The 15,027-nt window shown below is 46.2% G+C and carries 15 protein-coding genes and 1 pseudogene; 4 read left to right on the plus strand and 12 right to left on the minus strand.

What is annotated here, in order from left to right; genetic code table 11:
* The 7 genes and pseudogenes from L8S15_RS21820 to L8S15_RS02410 form a co-directional block, all read right to left on the minus strand.
* Positions 1–81: pseudogene (locus L8S15_RS21820) on the minus strand (helix-turn-helix domain-containing protein); the annotation flags it as partial.
* A gap of 101 nt (positions 82–182) precedes the next feature.
* Complete coding sequence (locus L8S15_RS02385; protein WP_016785450.1) at positions 183–842, minus strand: HAD family hydrolase; 660 nt, start codon at positions 840–842, stop codon at positions 183–185.
* Position 843: 1 nt separating this feature from the next.
* On the minus strand, positions 844–1,863 hold the full coding sequence (locus L8S15_RS02390) for an ABC transporter ATP-binding protein (protein WP_016793257.1): 1,020 nt from the start codon (positions 1,861–1,863) through the stop codon (positions 844–846).
* The gene (locus L8S15_RS02395; protein ID WP_004732591.1) at positions 1,863–2,648 is read right to left on the minus strand and encodes an ABC transporter permease; all 786 of its coding nucleotides are present in this window, start codon (positions 2,646–2,648) and stop codon (positions 1,863–1,865) included. Before L8S15_RS02395 ends, L8S15_RS02390 begins: the two co-directional genes overlap by 1 nt.
* On the minus strand, positions 2,648–3,541 hold the full coding sequence (locus L8S15_RS02400; RefSeq protein WP_010432260.1) for an ABC transporter permease subunit: 894 nt from the start codon (positions 3,539–3,541) through the stop codon (positions 2,648–2,650). The genes L8S15_RS02395 and L8S15_RS02400 overlap by 1 nt, the downstream gene beginning before the upstream one ends.
* Complete coding sequence (locus tag L8S15_RS02405) at positions 3,538–4,425, minus strand: alkaline phosphatase family protein (protein ID WP_010432256.1); 888 nt, start codon at positions 4,423–4,425, stop codon at positions 3,538–3,540. The genes L8S15_RS02400 and L8S15_RS02405 overlap by 4 nt, the downstream gene beginning before the upstream one ends.
* A 61-nt stretch (positions 4,426–4,486) precedes the next feature.
* Positions 4,487–5,569: an ABC transporter substrate-binding protein gene (locus L8S15_RS02410; RefSeq protein WP_010432253.1), complete on the minus strand. Its 1,083-nt coding sequence runs from the start codon at positions 5,567–5,569 to the stop codon at positions 4,487–4,489.
* A gap of 211 nt (positions 5,570–5,780) precedes the next feature.
* Here L8S15_RS02410 and L8S15_RS02415 point away from each other — a divergent pair, with 211 nt between their 5' ends.
* Positions 5,781–6,509, plus strand: coding sequence for a UTRA domain-containing protein (locus L8S15_RS02415; RefSeq protein WP_016798627.1), 729 nt, complete (start codon positions 5,781–5,783; stop codon positions 6,507–6,509).
* 103 nt (positions 6,510–6,612) lie between these two features.
* On the opposite strand, the gene L8S15_RS02420 is transcribed toward L8S15_RS02415, so the two are convergent.
* The 4 genes from L8S15_RS02420 to L8S15_RS02435 form a co-directional block, all read right to left on the minus strand.
* Positions 6,613–7,467 carry an amino acid ABC transporter ATP-binding protein gene (locus tag L8S15_RS02420; RefSeq protein ID WP_016798628.1) on the minus strand — a complete coding sequence of 285 codons (855 nt, stop codon included), beginning with the start codon at positions 7,465–7,467 and terminating at the stop codon, positions 6,613–6,615.
* Complete coding sequence (locus L8S15_RS02425) at positions 7,460–8,125, minus strand: amino acid ABC transporter permease (protein WP_016787468.1); 666 nt, start codon at positions 8,123–8,125, stop codon at positions 7,460–7,462. The genes L8S15_RS02420 and L8S15_RS02425 overlap by 8 nt, the downstream gene beginning before the upstream one ends.
* 119 nt (positions 8,126–8,244) lie before the next feature.
* A complete protein-coding gene (locus L8S15_RS02430; protein WP_010432242.1) occupies positions 8,245–8,886 on the minus strand; it encodes an amino acid ABC transporter permease in 642 nt (213 codons plus the stop codon).
* A gap of 132 nt (positions 8,887–9,018) precedes the next feature.
* Positions 9,019–9,885: a transporter substrate-binding domain-containing protein gene (locus L8S15_RS02435; RefSeq protein ID WP_280571955.1), complete on the minus strand. Its 867-nt coding sequence runs from the start codon at positions 9,883–9,885 to the stop codon at positions 9,019–9,021.
* A gap of 239 nt (positions 9,886–10,124) precedes the next feature.
* Here L8S15_RS02435 and L8S15_RS02440 point away from each other — a divergent pair, with 239 nt between their 5' ends.
* Positions 10,125–11,639 (plus strand): PLP-dependent aminotransferase family protein, encoded by a 1,515-nt coding sequence (locus L8S15_RS02440; protein ID WP_016767933.1) that lies wholly within the window; start codon positions 10,125–10,127, stop codon positions 11,637–11,639.
* Between the two features lie 187 nt (positions 11,640–11,826).
* Here the strand turns inward: L8S15_RS02440 and L8S15_RS02445 are convergent, their stop codons facing one another.
* Positions 11,827–13,143, minus strand: a complete 1,317-nt coding sequence (locus tag L8S15_RS02445; protein WP_010432218.1) for an aspartate aminotransferase family protein — start codon at positions 13,141–13,143, stop codon at positions 11,827–11,829.
* 361 nt (positions 13,144–13,504) lie between these two features.
* On the opposite strand from L8S15_RS02445, the gene L8S15_RS02450 reads away from it, so the two are divergent.
* On the plus strand, positions 13,505–14,200 hold the full coding sequence (locus tag L8S15_RS02450; RefSeq protein ID WP_010432216.1) for a sulfite exporter TauE/SafE family protein: 696 nt from the start codon (positions 13,505–13,507) through the stop codon (positions 14,198–14,200).
* A 12-nt stretch (positions 14,201–14,212) separates the two neighbouring features.
* Positions 14,213–14,965, plus strand: a complete 753-nt coding sequence (locus L8S15_RS02455) for an SDR family NAD(P)-dependent oxidoreductase (protein WP_010432215.1) — start codon at positions 14,213–14,215, stop codon at positions 14,963–14,965.
* Positions 14,966–15,027 lie beyond the last annotated feature (62 nt).

The following is a 15,027-nucleotide window of genomic DNA, read 5'->3' on the forward strand; positions in this document are numbered from 1 at the left end:
TTTTGCTAAGTAGAGAGATGACGTGCCATCTAAGTATTGCCTAGCAATGATACATTTTAGCTCTCGGCTATATTTGGACATAAAAAGACCCCCAATAATTGGTGTCCAACTATTGGGGGTCAGTTCATTCATCAGCGGCTTTTTCGTTCTAAAGCGAACATAATTCAAAGATGGGATCAGCGTTAATCCCAGTTGAGAATCGACCAATTCGGTTGATCAGCCAGTGATTTCAAACGAGGGCATGGATTCACCAAGTAAGCAAAGTCCGCGTGTTCGCATAAAGGTAAGTCGTTGATTGAATCGGTATAAAAGTGGATATCTGAGTAGTTGGTTTCTTGATTGTCTAACCACTCTTTCAAACGCGTTACTTTGCCTTCACGGTAGCTTGGTACGCCAAAGATCTGAGACGTGAAACGGCCTTGGTTTTCGACCAAATCGATACCGAGTGCGTTCTCGATACCAATCTTGCGACCGACCTCTTCTACTAGGAAAGTGACGCTAGCCGAGATGATCAACATGTCGATGTCATCATTCTCTAGCTGCTCAATCAAAGGTTTCGACTGCTTGAACTGTTTAGGCAAAATATAGTGCTCAACACACTCTTCGACCAATGCTGTGACTTGCTCTGTTGGCATATCGGCTAAAGGTTGCATGGAAAACGTGAGGTAATCTTCCATGTTCAGTTTGCCTTCCGAATACAGACCCATTAAGCGCTTATCTTCTTCAATAAAGTTGGGCGCTGTGGCAATACCCTTTTCAACCAAGAACTCATTCCAAAGCATCGCTGCGTCAGCATTGATCAGCGTTTCATCCATATCAAATACATACAAAGGTTTGAACATCTTAGGCTCTCACAGGTTGAATTTCGTTAAGGTTAAACAGGAGTTCAAGTTGGCTGCCGTTTGCCAACAGTCGTTCAGAGGAGCGGTTAAGTAGGTCGACCGTTAATTCACACTCATCAACGTCCACTTGATATCGAATCACGTTACCCAAGAGCTGGTGGTTGCGAATGGTACCGGCTTTTGGCGCAGAGATATGTTCGCCATATTGTCGACCCTGCTCTTTAACGTAGATAGATTCAGGTCGAATCGCCACCTTCCATTCGGTTTCAATATCGAACAATTGCTTGGCTTTGTTCGCTTGTACCAAGTTGTAGTGCCCCATGAAACCCGCTACGAACTCATTGGCTGGTTGAGTGTAGATCTCTTCAGGTGTGCCGGCTTGCACGATCTCACCTTTATTCATCAAGAAGATACGGTCAGACATGATCATCGCTTCTTCTTGATCGTGAGTAACGAAGATCGTGGTCAGGTTCATCTCTTTTTGAATATCTCGGATCTGCTGGCGCAGGTGTTTACGGATCTTCGCATCCAGCGCTGAAAGCGGCTCATCCAACAACAAGATACGTGGTTTAACTACCAAGGCTCTTGCCAAAGCGACACGCTGACGTTGACCGCCTGATAGCTGATGCGGGTAGAATTTCTCTTTGCCCGTTAAGTCCACCAGCCCAATCACTTTGGCGACTTCGCGCTTAATCTCGTCAGCAGCAAGCTTTTTCATCTTGAGGCCAAACGCAATGTTGCCCTCAACCGTCATGTTCGGGAACAACGCATAAGATTGAAACACCATGCCAATACCACGCTGTTGTGGCACTTGGTGAGTAATCTCTTCACCGTTGACCCAGATCTCGCCACCATCAACAGGATTCAGGCCTGCCAAGCTGCGCAGCAGCGTTGATTTACCGCAGCCACTCGGGCCAAGCAGAGTAATAAATTCGCCCTTCTCGATAGAAAATTCAATGTCTTCAAACACTGTGTTGTCACCAAAGCTCTTGGTGAGGTTTTTCGCATTTACATAGCTCATTATTTTGTTCCCTGGCTGAAACGACTTGCCAACCAAGTCAGTAAGAAAATAAACAGGAAGTACGTCATCACAAGGGCTGACGTGAAGTGACCACTGGTTTGACGCATGTTGTATAGGTAAATTTGCAGTGTCTCGTAGCGTGTACCGACCAAGATATTGGCAAACACGAACTCACCCAATAGGAACGAGAACGACAAGAACAACGACGCCATTAAGCCTTTCTTAAGATTTGGCAGAATAATCAATAAAAACGCCTTGGTAGTGCTTGCGCCGAGCAGGTGAGCAGCGTCCATCAAGTCGTGTAAGTTAATCGCTTCAAAGCTGTTGGCAATCGCACGGTACATGAATGGCAGCGCGATGGTGAAGTAAGTACCAATCAGAATCCACGGTGTGCCTATCAGTGAGATTTCACTGTCTGCATACAATTGAAGTAAACCCACCGATGACACCACAGGTGGCACAGCGAACGGCAATAAGATGAGAATATTCATCACCTTGTCGAGTTTCGGGAAATAGTAAAACACCACGAAAATAGCAGGCAGAACCAACACCACACTCAATGACAGCGCCGCCACGCAGATAAACAGTGAACGACCAAAGGCTTGCAAGAAGCGAGGATCCGTCAGCAGGTTGATATACCAATCTAACGTGAAGCCATCCGGCAGGATCGTTGCGCCCCATCGAGAAGAGATCGAGTAGATAAAGGTCGCTAAGATCGGGATCATCATGATGCCGACAATCGAATAGACAACCGTTTTATGAAAGCGAGTATTTACGGTGTTCATTACTTTCTCTTCCCTACGTAGCTTTTGCTGATCAGCCATTGGTTAATCACGGTGATGAAGGCCAGCATCGCCATCAGAATTACGGAAATTGCGGCAGCTAGGTTGGGTTCTAGGAACAAGTCGCCCGATACTAAGCTCGCGATTCGAATCGTAATCACGTTGTAGTTGCCCGAGGTCAACGCATACACGCTCGCATACGCACCAATCGCATTGGCAATCAAGATGATAAAGGTGCCAAACAAGGCAGGAGATAGCACAGGCAGCGCAATTTTAGTCCAGTATTGCCAAGTTTTCGCACCAAGCAGTGCTGAGGCAGCTTGCCAGTCGTCACTCAGAGCATCAAACGCTGGATAGAGTAACAACACCGCCAATGGGATCTGGAAGTAGATATAAATCGCCAGCAAGCCCCACTTGCCATACAGGTCGAAATCACCCAATAGCCCGTACTGCTTAAGCAGCAAGGTGATAGCACCGTTGGTGCCAAGGATGATGATGAAGGCGAACGACAGAGGCACGCCTGAGAAGTTACTGCTCATGTTGGTAAACGCAATCACCGCATCGCGGATTTTAGAATCAACGCGGCGCAGTGAAGAAACGAGCAGAGTCGCAATCGCCAAGCCAACAATGCTCGACCAAATCGACAACCATAGACTGTTGCCAAAAGCCTGCATCATAAAGGCAGAGTCGAACACTTCAGCGTAATTTTCGAGAGAGAGTTCGTCGTCATAGAAAAAGCTGTTGATCAGCACCCAAACCATAGGTGCCAGTTGGAACAGATAGAAAAATAGGGCGAAAGGCGCAAGCCACAAAGCGGGCTTGAAGCGTTTGAACCAAGATTTGGTTTTGGGTTGAAGCGCAGAGCCATCGCTCTGCGTGATTACAGAACTGCTCATAGGGCCAACAATTCCTGAGTATAAGACTTATCGTGTTCAAGGTTGAGTAGCTGACACACGCTGCCGCAGATGTCGGTCTGTTTCACTGAACATTCTTGGTGTGTGAACTTATCGCCAATCACAAAGAATGGCACTTCACGCTCTTCGGGCAGAATGCCACCGTGAGACAAGTCATTGTTCATGCCGTGGTCACTGGTGATGATCACTTGATAACCATCATCTACCCATTTCTCAAGGTAATTCGACAGGTAGATATCCGCGCCACGTGCACTGTTGCGGTATTGGCGAGAATCCAGCCCGTGCTTGTGCCCTATGTCGTCAATGTTCATTGGGTGAATCAGTAAGAAATCAGGTTGATGAGTAACGCGCAGATGCTCTGCATCCAAGAACAAGGCTTCATCTGGGTAGTGATCCCAGTGATAGAAACAGCCATGTTGAATGTTCATGGTCTCATCGTTTGTAAAGCGGTCACGCACAGCATCAAATGGCGCTCGGTTATACAGCTCACTCACCCAATGATAGGCCGCTGCAGCCGTCACTTTACCTTGCGATTTAGCCAAGCTAAAGATCGACTCGTGATTCGATAAACGCACGATTTGGTTGTTAACGATGCCGCTCTCGACAGGGCGGACTCCCGTTAAAATGCACTCATACAGTGGGCGTGACATTGACGGCAATTCACATTGCACAGGGTAAAGAGTGGCGCGCAGTTTGTTTTTTTGCGTGCTCATGATTTGCGAAGTGCCCTGTTGATTTTGGGAAACGCTGTGATTACTGTTTTTCGAGTCACTAAGTTCTAGAAGGCCGTTCAGGTAGCCCATGCAATCACGGGCTACCTGATAATTCAGTCCATCTAAAACAACAAGGATAACCTTATTGCTCATGGTCTATTCTCTATTGCTTGTTACTATAAGCCACCCATTACAGGTGGCGTGTTAAGCGGGGTTATTGCTGGTGAATCAATACGCTTTCTTGCCATTGACGTGGCAAGCGACGTGCTGATTTTTCCCATGCTGAGAAGTCAGATACTGGGTGCACGTTGCTGTATTGCTCGTTCGAGATCAGCTTGTCTTGTACTGATTGAGGTAGCGTAACGCTGCTACGGATTGGACGTGCGTAACCTTCTGCTAGGTTAATTTGGCCTTGGTCACTAAAGATGTATTCACGAGCCAACTTCGCCGCGTTCGGGTTTTTCGCGTATTTATTGATGATGGTGGTGTAACCAGAAATCACTGAGCCATCTTGTGGAATGTTTACCGTAAAGCGCTCACGGTCGATCGTGTCGCGGTAGTTCAATGCGTTGAAATCCCACATGATCGCAACTTCCACTTCGCCTTTTTCAAGGTTTGCGATGCTTGGATCTGTGTAAGATAGGCGACCTTGCTTCGCTAGCTCACCAAAGAATTTAATCGCTGGTTTTAGGTTTGACTCGTCACCGCCGTTAGCAAATGCAGCCGCTAGAATCGCGTTGTTTGCTTGCGCTGCTACGCCAACATCGCCCACTGTTACTTTGTAGTCACCTTCTAGTAAGTCACTCCAAGATTTTGGTGCATCTTCAACAAGGTTGTTGTTTGAAATGAACGAAATAGTACCGGTGTAAGCCAGAGCCCAGTGACCATCTTTATCCTTTGCCCAATCTGGAATGTCATTCCAAGTGGTTGGTTTGTATGGCTGTGTTACGTCTTTTTTCACAGCGACACGTGCAAATGCGAAACCAACATCACCGATATCTGCGGTTGCGTTTCTTTTCTCTGCTTCAAATTTCGAGATCTCTTGTGCCGAGCTCATGTCCGTATCCTGATGCTTCAAACCGTAGTTTGCTTTCAGGTCTGCCCATGTGCCTTTCCAGTTTGCCCAACTGTCTGGCATACCCACACTGTAAACCGCACCTTCTTTTTGAGCGGCTTTTACCAGTGACTCAAGATCAGCATCCTTCGCCATCGCTGGCATTGAAAGTGTTGCCGTTATTAATGTTGCACCTATTAATTTAGCTGGCGATACAGTTGAACGGCTAAGCAAAGTTTTCATTGTCTCTATCCCTCTGGACTAGGTCAGTAAGTTCGTTTTGTATGCTATCGCCGGAGTGTGACGCTTTCGCGCAACTTATTTGACAGTTCAGATGCATTTCTGTGGCAGTTATATTTCACTCATATGACAGTAAGCCTTTGTTTACTGTCACATTCCTGTTAACTCCGTGGTTTACCTTATTGAGCACACGAACCTATGGACTAGATCAGTAATGAGAACATTGGCAACAGGGCAATCAGGGACACAGCTAGGCAGAATTAAGGCGAGCATCAGAGAACAGCTTCGATCAGGCATCTTCACCGAGGGGCAAAAACTGCCATCTGAAAGAGAACTCAGCGAGCTGTTTTCCACCACACGAATCACGCTCAAAGATGCGTTGGTGTCGTTAGAAACCGAAGGCCTGATATACAGAGAAGAGCGCCGAGGTTGGTATGTGTCGCCCGAACGTATTCGCTACAACCCACTGTCACGTTCTCACTTTCATCAGATGATTCGCGAACAAGATCGCATCGCAGAAACAAGACTGCTCAGCACCCGCACAGAGATGGCCGCGGGCGATTATGCCAAAGCATTAGAGATAGAACAGATCACCCCGATACACGTGATTGAGCGATTGCGATTTATTGATGGCAGAGCGGTACTGTTCGTTGAAAACGTCTTGAAAGCGCCACTGTTTGAAAAGGTGTTGTCAGAAAACCTCACTATGTCGCTGACAGGTATCTACCGAGAAAAATACGGCTACGAGACCCAACGCTCTCGCTTTGACGTGGTCCCTACCTCAGCCCCTGCCCATGTCGCTAAGGCGTTAAATTTGGCTGAAGGGCAGCCCGTTCTTAAGATCTGCCGAGTGAACTACAAACAAGATGGCGAGTTGATGGACTGCGAACTGGAATACTGGCGACCCGATTCTGTGGTGATCCATATTGATAGCATTGGGTAATGCTGTGCCTGTTTGAGAGAAGAACCCCACACATACAAAAACTCCGACTGATTAGGTCGGAGTTTTTAACGGTCGAGCCTTGAAGTTGTGCAAGCCATCTAGCTCATGAATCGAGCTTAAGGAACTGTCTTACTCTTGATGAATCTGGGTTAGTGAAAAACTTCTCTGGGTTGGATTTTTCAATCAATATGCCCTTCTCAAGAAACACCACTTGATCCGACACCTGACGCGCGAATTCCATCTCATGAGTCACCACTACCATGGTGTAACCCTCTTGCGATAACTTCTTCATTACCAGTAACACCTCTTCTACCAATTCAGGGTCGAGCGCGGAGGTTGGCTCATCAAACAGCAACACATCCGGCTCCATCGCGAGCGCCCTAGCAATAGCGACACGTTGCTTTTGTCCACCCGATAACATACTTGGATAACTCTCTAGCTTGTGAGACATGCCAACCTTATCAAGTTGCTTACGAGCCATCTCCTCTGCGTCAGATTTCGCTATCTTCTTAACATGAACCAGCGCTTCCATCACGTTTTGCAACACGGTGAGATGCGGCCATAAGTTGAAGCTTTGGAAAACCATACCAAGGCGCTCTCTAAGTTTCGCCAACTCTTTGTATTTGAGAGGTTTACCCGTTTCAGAGTTGATCCCAATGCGTTCATCACCCATAAAAATCGTGCCGCGCTCTGGCTGCTCTAGCCAATTCATGCAGCGCAATAGTGTTGACTTACCCGAACCTGACGAGCCGAGAATACTCACCACATCGCCTTTTTTTATAGTCAGGTTGATGTCTCGCAGTACTTCGATTCCATCAAACTGCTTCGACAAGTTTTCAACGCTGATGATCGTCTCTCGTTCTTCCAATAGTGGCTCACACTCAATCACTTCCAAACTCACTCCCAAAGAGGGGTTAATCGGTGCTTCTGTTTCAATAATCTCTGATTGTTTAAGCATGGCTAAGCCCTCTAAGTTCAACTTTGGTTTGGATTCGTTTGGTGATGGTTTCAAGTGCAATACTCACAGCCCAGTAGAGCGCGATAGCAATGATGAACGCATTCAATGGGATAAAATATGTGGATTGAATACTGTTAGCTGCCGCAGTAATTTCAGCGACCGTAATAATGCTGAGAAATGCGGTGTCTTTTAAGCAGATAATGAGTTGGTTAGTGATCAGAGGAACCGACTTAAATAACACGTTGGGCGTGATGACTCGGGTGAAGGTTTTCAGCTTAGAAAAGCCATAAGCGTGCGCTGCTTCGATGTAACCAGGCTCTAACCCTTTACGCACACCGCGGAAAATCTCACAGAAATACGTACCATGATAGAGACTGAGCGCTATGATTCCCGCTGTCACTGCGTCCAATCGAATACCAACCTGAGGCAAACCGTAATAGAGCAGGTAGGCTAAGATCAGAAACGGTAAGGTACGCATAATGCCGATCAAACTGTTGATGGTGTACTTAACACCGAGTCTCGAGTTTTCGAGACAGTACAACAAACCAATACCTATGACGAAACTCAAGATTGAAGACGAGACAAAAAGATAAAACGTGGTCACAAAACCAGAAGCAAACAGCTCTTTTTGTTGCCAGATAATATTCCATTCTTCCATATTTACTCCTTATATTTACCCACGAGATAGCACTTCAATACGCAGATAAATCGTGTTTCTGACCAAGTAATCATAACGGCTAAACTGCGAGTACTGCTGCTGTTTACAGATGTATGCACTTATTGCTGTAGATAAGTAGCTCGGTTTTCAGCCACAGCTTGCAATTTCACCAACACGCCAATAATCAACATGTATATGGCACCCGCACACAGAATTGGCCCGAGTGGCTCATAGGTAACCGCTGCAATTCGGTTGGTGACACGGGTTAAATCAACAATACCAATCACCGCGATGGCAGGGCTGCCTTTGATTAAGAACGACATCTCATTGACCAGTGCAGGTAGGCTCATGATCACCATTTGTGGGAACATGATTCGGCGAAAATAAGTCAGCCGCCTCATACCAATAGCCTCGGCTGCTTCCATTTGCCCTTTTGAAAAGTTGAGAAAGGCATTGCGCCAAATTTCCGCATTAAATGCCGAGGTGTTGAGTGTAAGCGCTAAAATGGCAGAAACGTGTTTGTCTAAATTGATGCCAAATGAGGGAAACGAAAGAAAGATAAACAGAGCCAGAGTCACCAGAGGTGTTGCTCTTGCCCAACTGACATAGATGCCCAGCATTTGATCGACAAATGGGATTTTCATCATTCGAATTAAGGCAATCGCTAGCCCAATAACCACACCCAATACAATCGAGACTGCCGATATCCATGCTGTAGCCCACGCGCCCTGTAGCAACTGTTCCCAAGCGTAATAATCCATAAACGACCTCTTTAAAAAGCGACTTATTGCAATAGGCTTTTGCGCGAATGACAAATGGGTAAAATCGCTCTAGCCCTTTTGTCATCGGCACAAACAGCGGTTAACTGTTTGTGCCAGCGCGTGCTTACTGATCTACTGGACCGCTGTTAGCTTGTGATACTGCTCTACTGAAGTGATGGCTTCCGAAGGAAGATGCTCGAACGATTCACCGAACCACTTCTTCTGCAACTCTGCCATTTTTCCTGTTTGCTCTAGGTGAATGAAAAACTCAGTGAGGTAAGCCAATAGCTCAGGGCTCTCTTTGGGAACAGGCCAGCTTACGAAACCAGGGCCAGATACCGCCTCACCTTTTTTAAAGACGTTAGACTTAGATTTCACTACCTCGTTAACCGAGACCACACTGTTGATGACGTAGTCGATTCGACCAATAGCTAAATCTGAATACGCTTCTGGGTACGATTGGTACTGAACGACCTTACCTAAAGATTTACCTTGTGCTTCGAGCATTTCTTCGAGCTCTGGCAGTCGCTCTAACAAAGCACTACCCGCTTGTAATCCCACCGTTTTGTCGTCTAGATCCGCCACCGTATTGATGTCGTCAGCATCCGCTCTGGTTAAGAAATAATGCTGTGCTGAGGCAATAGGCGGCGTAAAATCAAACACCTTCAATCGAGCGTCTGTCACGATAGCGCCCGTTAGCGCCACATCGTATTGACCCGCAGATACTGAGGCGAGCAACCCTGTCCAAGGTAAGATCTCTTGTTCAATATCGAACTTTGAATATTCACGCAGCTCATCAAGCAAATCTTTATTGATCCCCGCAGGCTTGCCTCGGTCAATGTAGTTGAATGGTGAGTAGTTATCTTCTGTCGCCACTTTCATAAAGCCTTGCTTTTCAATGGCTGAAAGTTCTGATGCTTGTGCAACACCAAAACAACCCAGCACAACGGTTGCTGTCGCCGTTGAAACCCATGCCTTCATCGTCATTCCCTGTCTCATGTGCTTTCCTTATCGAGATTATTTGCCTGCCTTTACTTTATGAACGGAATGCATCTAAGACGTAGAGCCAATTTAATTTTCAGGTTGGGACAGAGCCATTTTCATATAAAAGACAGATCAACTTTCGGGTTCGAGACAGAGTAAAAAATCACCGTTGAGAATTGATATGAACTCTGGCTCATTTCTTGCTCTTTTATACAAATTGGACTGAGGTTCACTGAGAATAAGGACTGTATCTCATGGCGATAAATCACAATTGTTTCATCGAGTTTGATTCCAAAAGAAGCCTGCAAGAACAAGTACGTAGCTATTTGGTGACGGCGATATTGAATGGTATTTTTCCGGCTGAACAAGCGCTCCCATCTTGTCGTAAGCTCTCTAGCCAATTAGGTGTTTCACGCAATACTGTGTCCTTGGTGTACGACAGTTTGCTCGACGATGGCTACCTGATAAGTAAACCTCGCAGTGGTTATTATTTATCAGAAAAGTATCAAAATCCGAGCGATGAAATTGACTCTAGCTTGGATCATTTTGAATCAACAGACAGCAACAATGCACCGGATTGGAGCAAACGAGTGAAGCTGCAATTAAGTCAATACCCACGAATAGTCAAACCGTCGCACTGGAGTTGCTATCAATACCCATTTATTTTTGGCCAGCCTTCAATCAATGACTTTCCATTGGCTCAATGGCGAGAAGCGACAAGAAAAGTGACCTCAGATCCTCATGACCACCGCTGGCTGTGTGACAAAGTTGATAAAGACGTCGATATGCTGGTGGAACAAATACGCACACGGGTGCTACCACAACGAGGCATCCACGCTCAAAGTGATGAAATCCTAATTACAATGGGCTCGCAGAATGCGCTCTATCTGCTTTCGACTTTACTGATGAATGCTCAAAGCCGAGTCGGCGTCGAAAACCCCGGCTATAAAGAAGCAAACCATATTTTTAATCTCTCAGGTGCGCAGTTACACCCTCATCAAGTAGATGAGCAAGGGTTAAAGCTCAATGAGCACTCATCGCTGTGTGACCACTTCTACGTCACTCCGAGCCATCAAGCGCCAACTGGGGTTACCATGAGTGACGAACGTCGAACTCAGTTGCTTGAGATGGCAAAGGCCAATGATGCCATCATTATCGAAGATGACTACGATGCCGAGTGCAACGTTGAGTGGAATCCAAAACCGGCACTTAAAGCCAATGATAAAGATGGCCGAGTCATTTACGTCAGCAGCTTTTCCAAACTATTGGCACCCGGCTTGAGATTAGGCTACATCGTGGCACCCGAAGAGCTGATTTATGACTTAAGAATCTTGCGCCGGTTAATGTATCGACATGCACCAAGTCGTATTCAAATGGAAGTCGCACATTTTATTGAACAAGGCTATTACGACAGCTTTGTGAGGCGCTTCAGAGAAAACACGCGTCAGCGTTGGAAGCTGCTCAATGATGCCGTCTTAAAGTATTTACCTGATTGCAAACGACTCGCACAAAGCGAGCAAGCCAACTCATTATGGCTACAAACACCGAGCCACATTAATAGCCAGCGACTGGCTTCACGAGCCGCACAGAAAGGGATACTGATTGAAACCGGGTATTCACACTTTATGACTAATACCGAAACGGTATCGGGTTATGAATCATTGTCAGAATATGATCCCAACTCTTATTTTCGATTAGGGTTTCACGCCATCGATAAAGATCTGATCGCTCCCGGCATCAAAGAGCTGTCTGAAGTAATGAAGATTTAGCATCACTTAGGGCTGTTTACCGACACTCTCCATGAGCATGAATTAAAAAGAGAATGACGTAAAAAAGAGCATCAATTGATGCTCTTTTTAGGATCGACATAACAATCTAAAAGCCAGACACTTAAACAAGAATGGGGAGTCCTTATCAAAATGCCTTGGTTTCGTTACTGGTTATCCGATTGAAAAATTAAGATGCAAGTTCACACAAAACGTCGTCAATGATCTTAACGCCTTTCTTTATCTCGCTTGGTTGAATAACCAAAGGAGGGGCTACATGAATACGATTATTAACAATAAAGGTTAGCAGGCCTCGTTTCGTTAGCTCCGCTTTCAATTGACCCATTTTCTCATTGCTCAATGGCGTTTTACTTTCTCGATCTTCGACCAATTCAACCGCCCAGAACATCCCTTTACCGCGCACATCACCAATCATAGGATGCAGCTCTTGAAGACTAAGCAGAAGCGGCCCAAGAACGCTATTCCCGACATTATCAGCATGCGTAACAATGCCCTCTTGCTCCATCACATCGAGCGTTGCAACGATCGAAGCCATCGCTAGAGGGTGACCAGAATACGTTAAGCCACCCATAAAGAAGTTCGACTTAAAGTACTCAACGATCGGTTCGCTGACCACCACACCACCAGCCGGAACATAACCAGAGTTAACCCCTTTAGCGAAAGTAATAAGATCCGGCACGACATTAAAGTGCTCAAACGCAAACCACTTACCCGTTCGACCAAAACCGACCATGACTTCATCAAAGATCAATTGAATACCGTATTTAGTTGCAAGCTCACGCACGCCAATAAGGTAGCCTTTCGGTGGAATTAGGAAGCCCGCCGTTCCCGGAATGGTCTCTAGAATAATCGCCGCAATCGCTGTGGGTCCTTCGCATTCAATCACTCGCTCTAAATGCTGTAGGGCACGCTCACTCTCTTCTGCCTCAGTCGCCGCGTTGAATTCGCTTCGATAGAGAAATGGATTGAAGAAGTGAACGTGCCCACGGCTATACTCATTTGGAATACGGCGAAAATCGCCCGTCGCCGCAATCGCTGTACCGGTATTTCCGTGGTAAGAGCGATAAGCAGAAAGCACTTTATCGCGTCCTGTGAACTGTCTTGCCATACGAATTGCATTTTCGTTGGCATCTGCGCCTGCGTTGGTAAAGAACACCTTCTTAAACTTGCTTGGTGCTTTAGACAAAATACGTTTAGCGGCCAAACCACGAGTGAGGTTTGCTGTCGCAGGGGCAACGGTCACCAATGAATCAGCCTGATCTTTAATGGCTTTAATCACTTGTGGATGCTGATGACCAATGTTGGTGTTAACCAGTTGGCTACTAAAATCAAGGTACTCCTTACCTTCGTAGTCCCACATTTTGCATCCTTGCCCACCAGCGATAGCGATAGGTTCTGCCGCTTCTTGAATCGACCAAGAATGAAATACGCTCTTGTCGAGGTCGATAATATCTTGGTTTACAAGCTGTTCTGTTGATACTTCCATTTCATCGTCTCCATAAACAAAACTAGATTCACAACCCTCTCCTTCAGTCTTTCTCGTCTATCAAAGTGCGAAATACGAGATTGAAAAGGCTGCGCTATCGGATGGAATAATCTTCGTCCCAAACAGGGCCCAACTCATAGTGTCAGTTTCAACAAAATCTTGGGCCAGTGAATCAGCTCAAACCTCGTCCCCGATCCAACCAACAGCCTGACCCAATCCAATCGTCGATCTGGCTCTATTCAAAATTCTTAGGTGTGAATAGATTGAAAGGCAGACGAGACAAGTCTCATCGGACGCTAATTAACACAGCAGCAAAATATCAAAAGCAAAGAGGTGAGCAAGAGTGGAAATAGGATTGGCGATGATATTGATTCTGTTTGCAGGTGTGGTTCGAGGCTATTCAGGATTTGGGTTTGCGATCATTGCAGCACTATCTCTCAGCTTTATAGTTCCACCATTACAAGCGGTAACCATCGCTATCCTGTTGGATTTTTTAAGTACCTTTCCTCTACTCAAGCGAAGTAAAACCACCATCAATATCCGGCTTATTGCGCCGCTGTGTATAGGCATGTTGGTTGCGGTGCCTTTCTCGCTGTATTTCATTAGCGCGATATCGGAATCAGGCTTGAAGACCTTTATCGCGATGATGTCTTTAGTGGCTGGTGCACTGATTATTTTGGATTTTCGCCTGACATGGTTACACCATCGGCACGCATTTTGGGCAGGAGCTATATCCGGTTTCAGTATGACCGCGGCCTCTTCTGGCGGGCCTCCGTTAGTGACGTATTTAATGAATATCACTATTGAAGCCAAAGAGCAGAGAGCAACCGCCATTGTATTTTTCTTGTTGAGTTCTGCTGTTTCATTAAGCGGATTTATTTGGATCGGTGCATTCAACCAAAACACGTTTACCACAGGCTTATGGTTACTTCCGACGGCTGTGATTGGCAATTTATTAGGGCAGAAACTGTATATCTCAGTACCTAACTTGCCTGCAAAAACAACGACCGCGCCGATCCTTATCGGCATGGCACTACTTATGTTAATTTCAAATTAGAAGGATTTACTTATGGATAAGATAGCGTTCATTACAGGGGCGACATCCGGATTTGGTAAAGCAGCAGCAAAACGCTTTGCAGAAGACAATTGGTCGCTCGTATTGTCGGGTCGTCGTATTGAAAGGTTGCTCGACTTAAAGGAAGAATTGACGGTGCCTGTACATGTGATTCAACTCGACGTTCGAGACGCAGACGCCGTAAAAAAAGCAGTTGATTCGCTACCCGCTGAGTTTTCATCGATTACAGCGCTGGTTAACAATGCAGGCTTAGCCTTGGCACCGGAAGGCGCACCTGATGTGGATTTAAAAGATTGGCACACTATGATCGACACGAATGTCACTGGATTAGTCAATGTCACGCATGCTCTACTTCCGAAGTTAATTGAAAGCGGTGCGGGCAGCTCAATCATCAACGTAGGCTCAATTGCTGGGCAATGGCCGTATCCAGGAAGCCATGTGTATGGCGCAAGTAAAGCATTTGTAAAACAGTTTAGTTACAACCTACGCTGTGACCTTCAAGGTACTGGCGTGCGCGTGACTGACCTATCCCCTGGCATCGCAGAAACAGAATTTACTCTAGTGAGAACTAAGGGTAACCAAATGGCATCAGACAACCTTTACCAAGGCACCACACCACTTTCGGCAGAAGACATCGCAGAGCAGATGTTCTATATAGCAACGCTGCCTGATCACATCAACATCAACCGCGTTGAAGTGATGCCGACTCGCCAAGCATGGTCGCCGTTCGCCATCGACAGAGACTAGTTTCAAACACTCTGAATCAAAAAAGGTGGTCTATTCGACCACCTTTTTTATTACCTTTTAAC

Origin of the sequence: Vibrio sp. S/42/10, from assembly GCF_029890535.1 — a bacterium.
GTDB classification, from domain to species: Bacteria; Pseudomonadota; Gammaproteobacteria; order Enterobacterales; family Vibrionaceae; genus Vibrio; species Vibrio cyclitrophicus.

Excerpts from the sequence above, each read along its gene's own strand:
- L8S15_RS02385 (WP_016785450.1), bottom strand. The coding sequence starts at position 842 with ATGTTCAAACCTTTGTATGTATTTGATATGGATGAAACGCTGATCAAT.
- L8S15_RS02390 (WP_016793257.1), bottom strand. The coding sequence starts at position 1,863 with ATGAGCTATGTAAATGCGAAAAACCTCACCAAGAGCTTTGGTGACAAC.
- L8S15_RS02395 (WP_004732591.1), bottom strand. The coding sequence starts at position 2,648 with ATGAACACCGTAAATACTCGCTTTCATAAAACGGTTGTCTATTCGATT.
- L8S15_RS02400 (WP_010432260.1), bottom strand. The coding sequence starts at position 3,541 with ATGAGCAGTTCTGTAATCACGCAGAGCGATGGCTCTGCGCTTCAACCC.
- L8S15_RS02405 (WP_010432256.1), bottom strand. The coding sequence starts at position 4,425 with ATGAGCAATAAGGTTATCCTTGTTGTTTTAGATGGACTGAATTATCAG.
- L8S15_RS02410 (WP_010432253.1), bottom strand. The coding sequence starts at position 5,569 with ATGAAAACTTTGCTTAGCCGTTCAACTGTATCGCCAGCTAAATTAATA.
- L8S15_RS02415 (WP_016798627.1), top strand. The coding sequence starts at position 5,781 with ATGAGAACATTGGCAACAGGGCAATCAGGGACACAGCTAGGCAGAATT.
- L8S15_RS02420 (WP_016798628.1), bottom strand. The coding sequence starts at position 7,467 with ATGCTTAAACAATCAGAGATTATTGAAACAGAAGCACCGATTAACCCC.
- L8S15_RS02425 (WP_016787468.1), bottom strand. The coding sequence starts at position 8,125 with ATGGAAGAATGGAATATTATCTGGCAACAAAAAGAGCTGTTTGCTTCT.
- L8S15_RS02430 (WP_010432242.1), bottom strand. The coding sequence starts at position 8,886 with ATGGATTATTACGCTTGGGAACAGTTGCTACAGGGCGCGTGGGCTACA.
- L8S15_RS02435 (WP_280571955.1), bottom strand. The coding sequence starts at position 9,885 with ATGAGACAGGGAATGACGATGAAGGCATGGGTTTCAACGGCGACAGCA.
- L8S15_RS02440 (WP_016767933.1), top strand. The coding sequence starts at position 10,125 with ATGGCGATAAATCACAATTGTTTCATCGAGTTTGATTCCAAAAGAAGC.
- L8S15_RS02445 (WP_010432218.1), bottom strand. The coding sequence starts at position 13,143 with ATGGAAGTATCAACAGAACAGCTTGTAAACCAAGATATTATCGACCTC.
- L8S15_RS02450 (WP_010432216.1), top strand. The coding sequence starts at position 13,505 with ATGATATTGATTCTGTTTGCAGGTGTGGTTCGAGGCTATTCAGGATTT.
- L8S15_RS02455 (WP_010432215.1), top strand. The coding sequence starts at position 14,213 with ATGGATAAGATAGCGTTCATTACAGGGGCGACATCCGGATTTGGTAAA.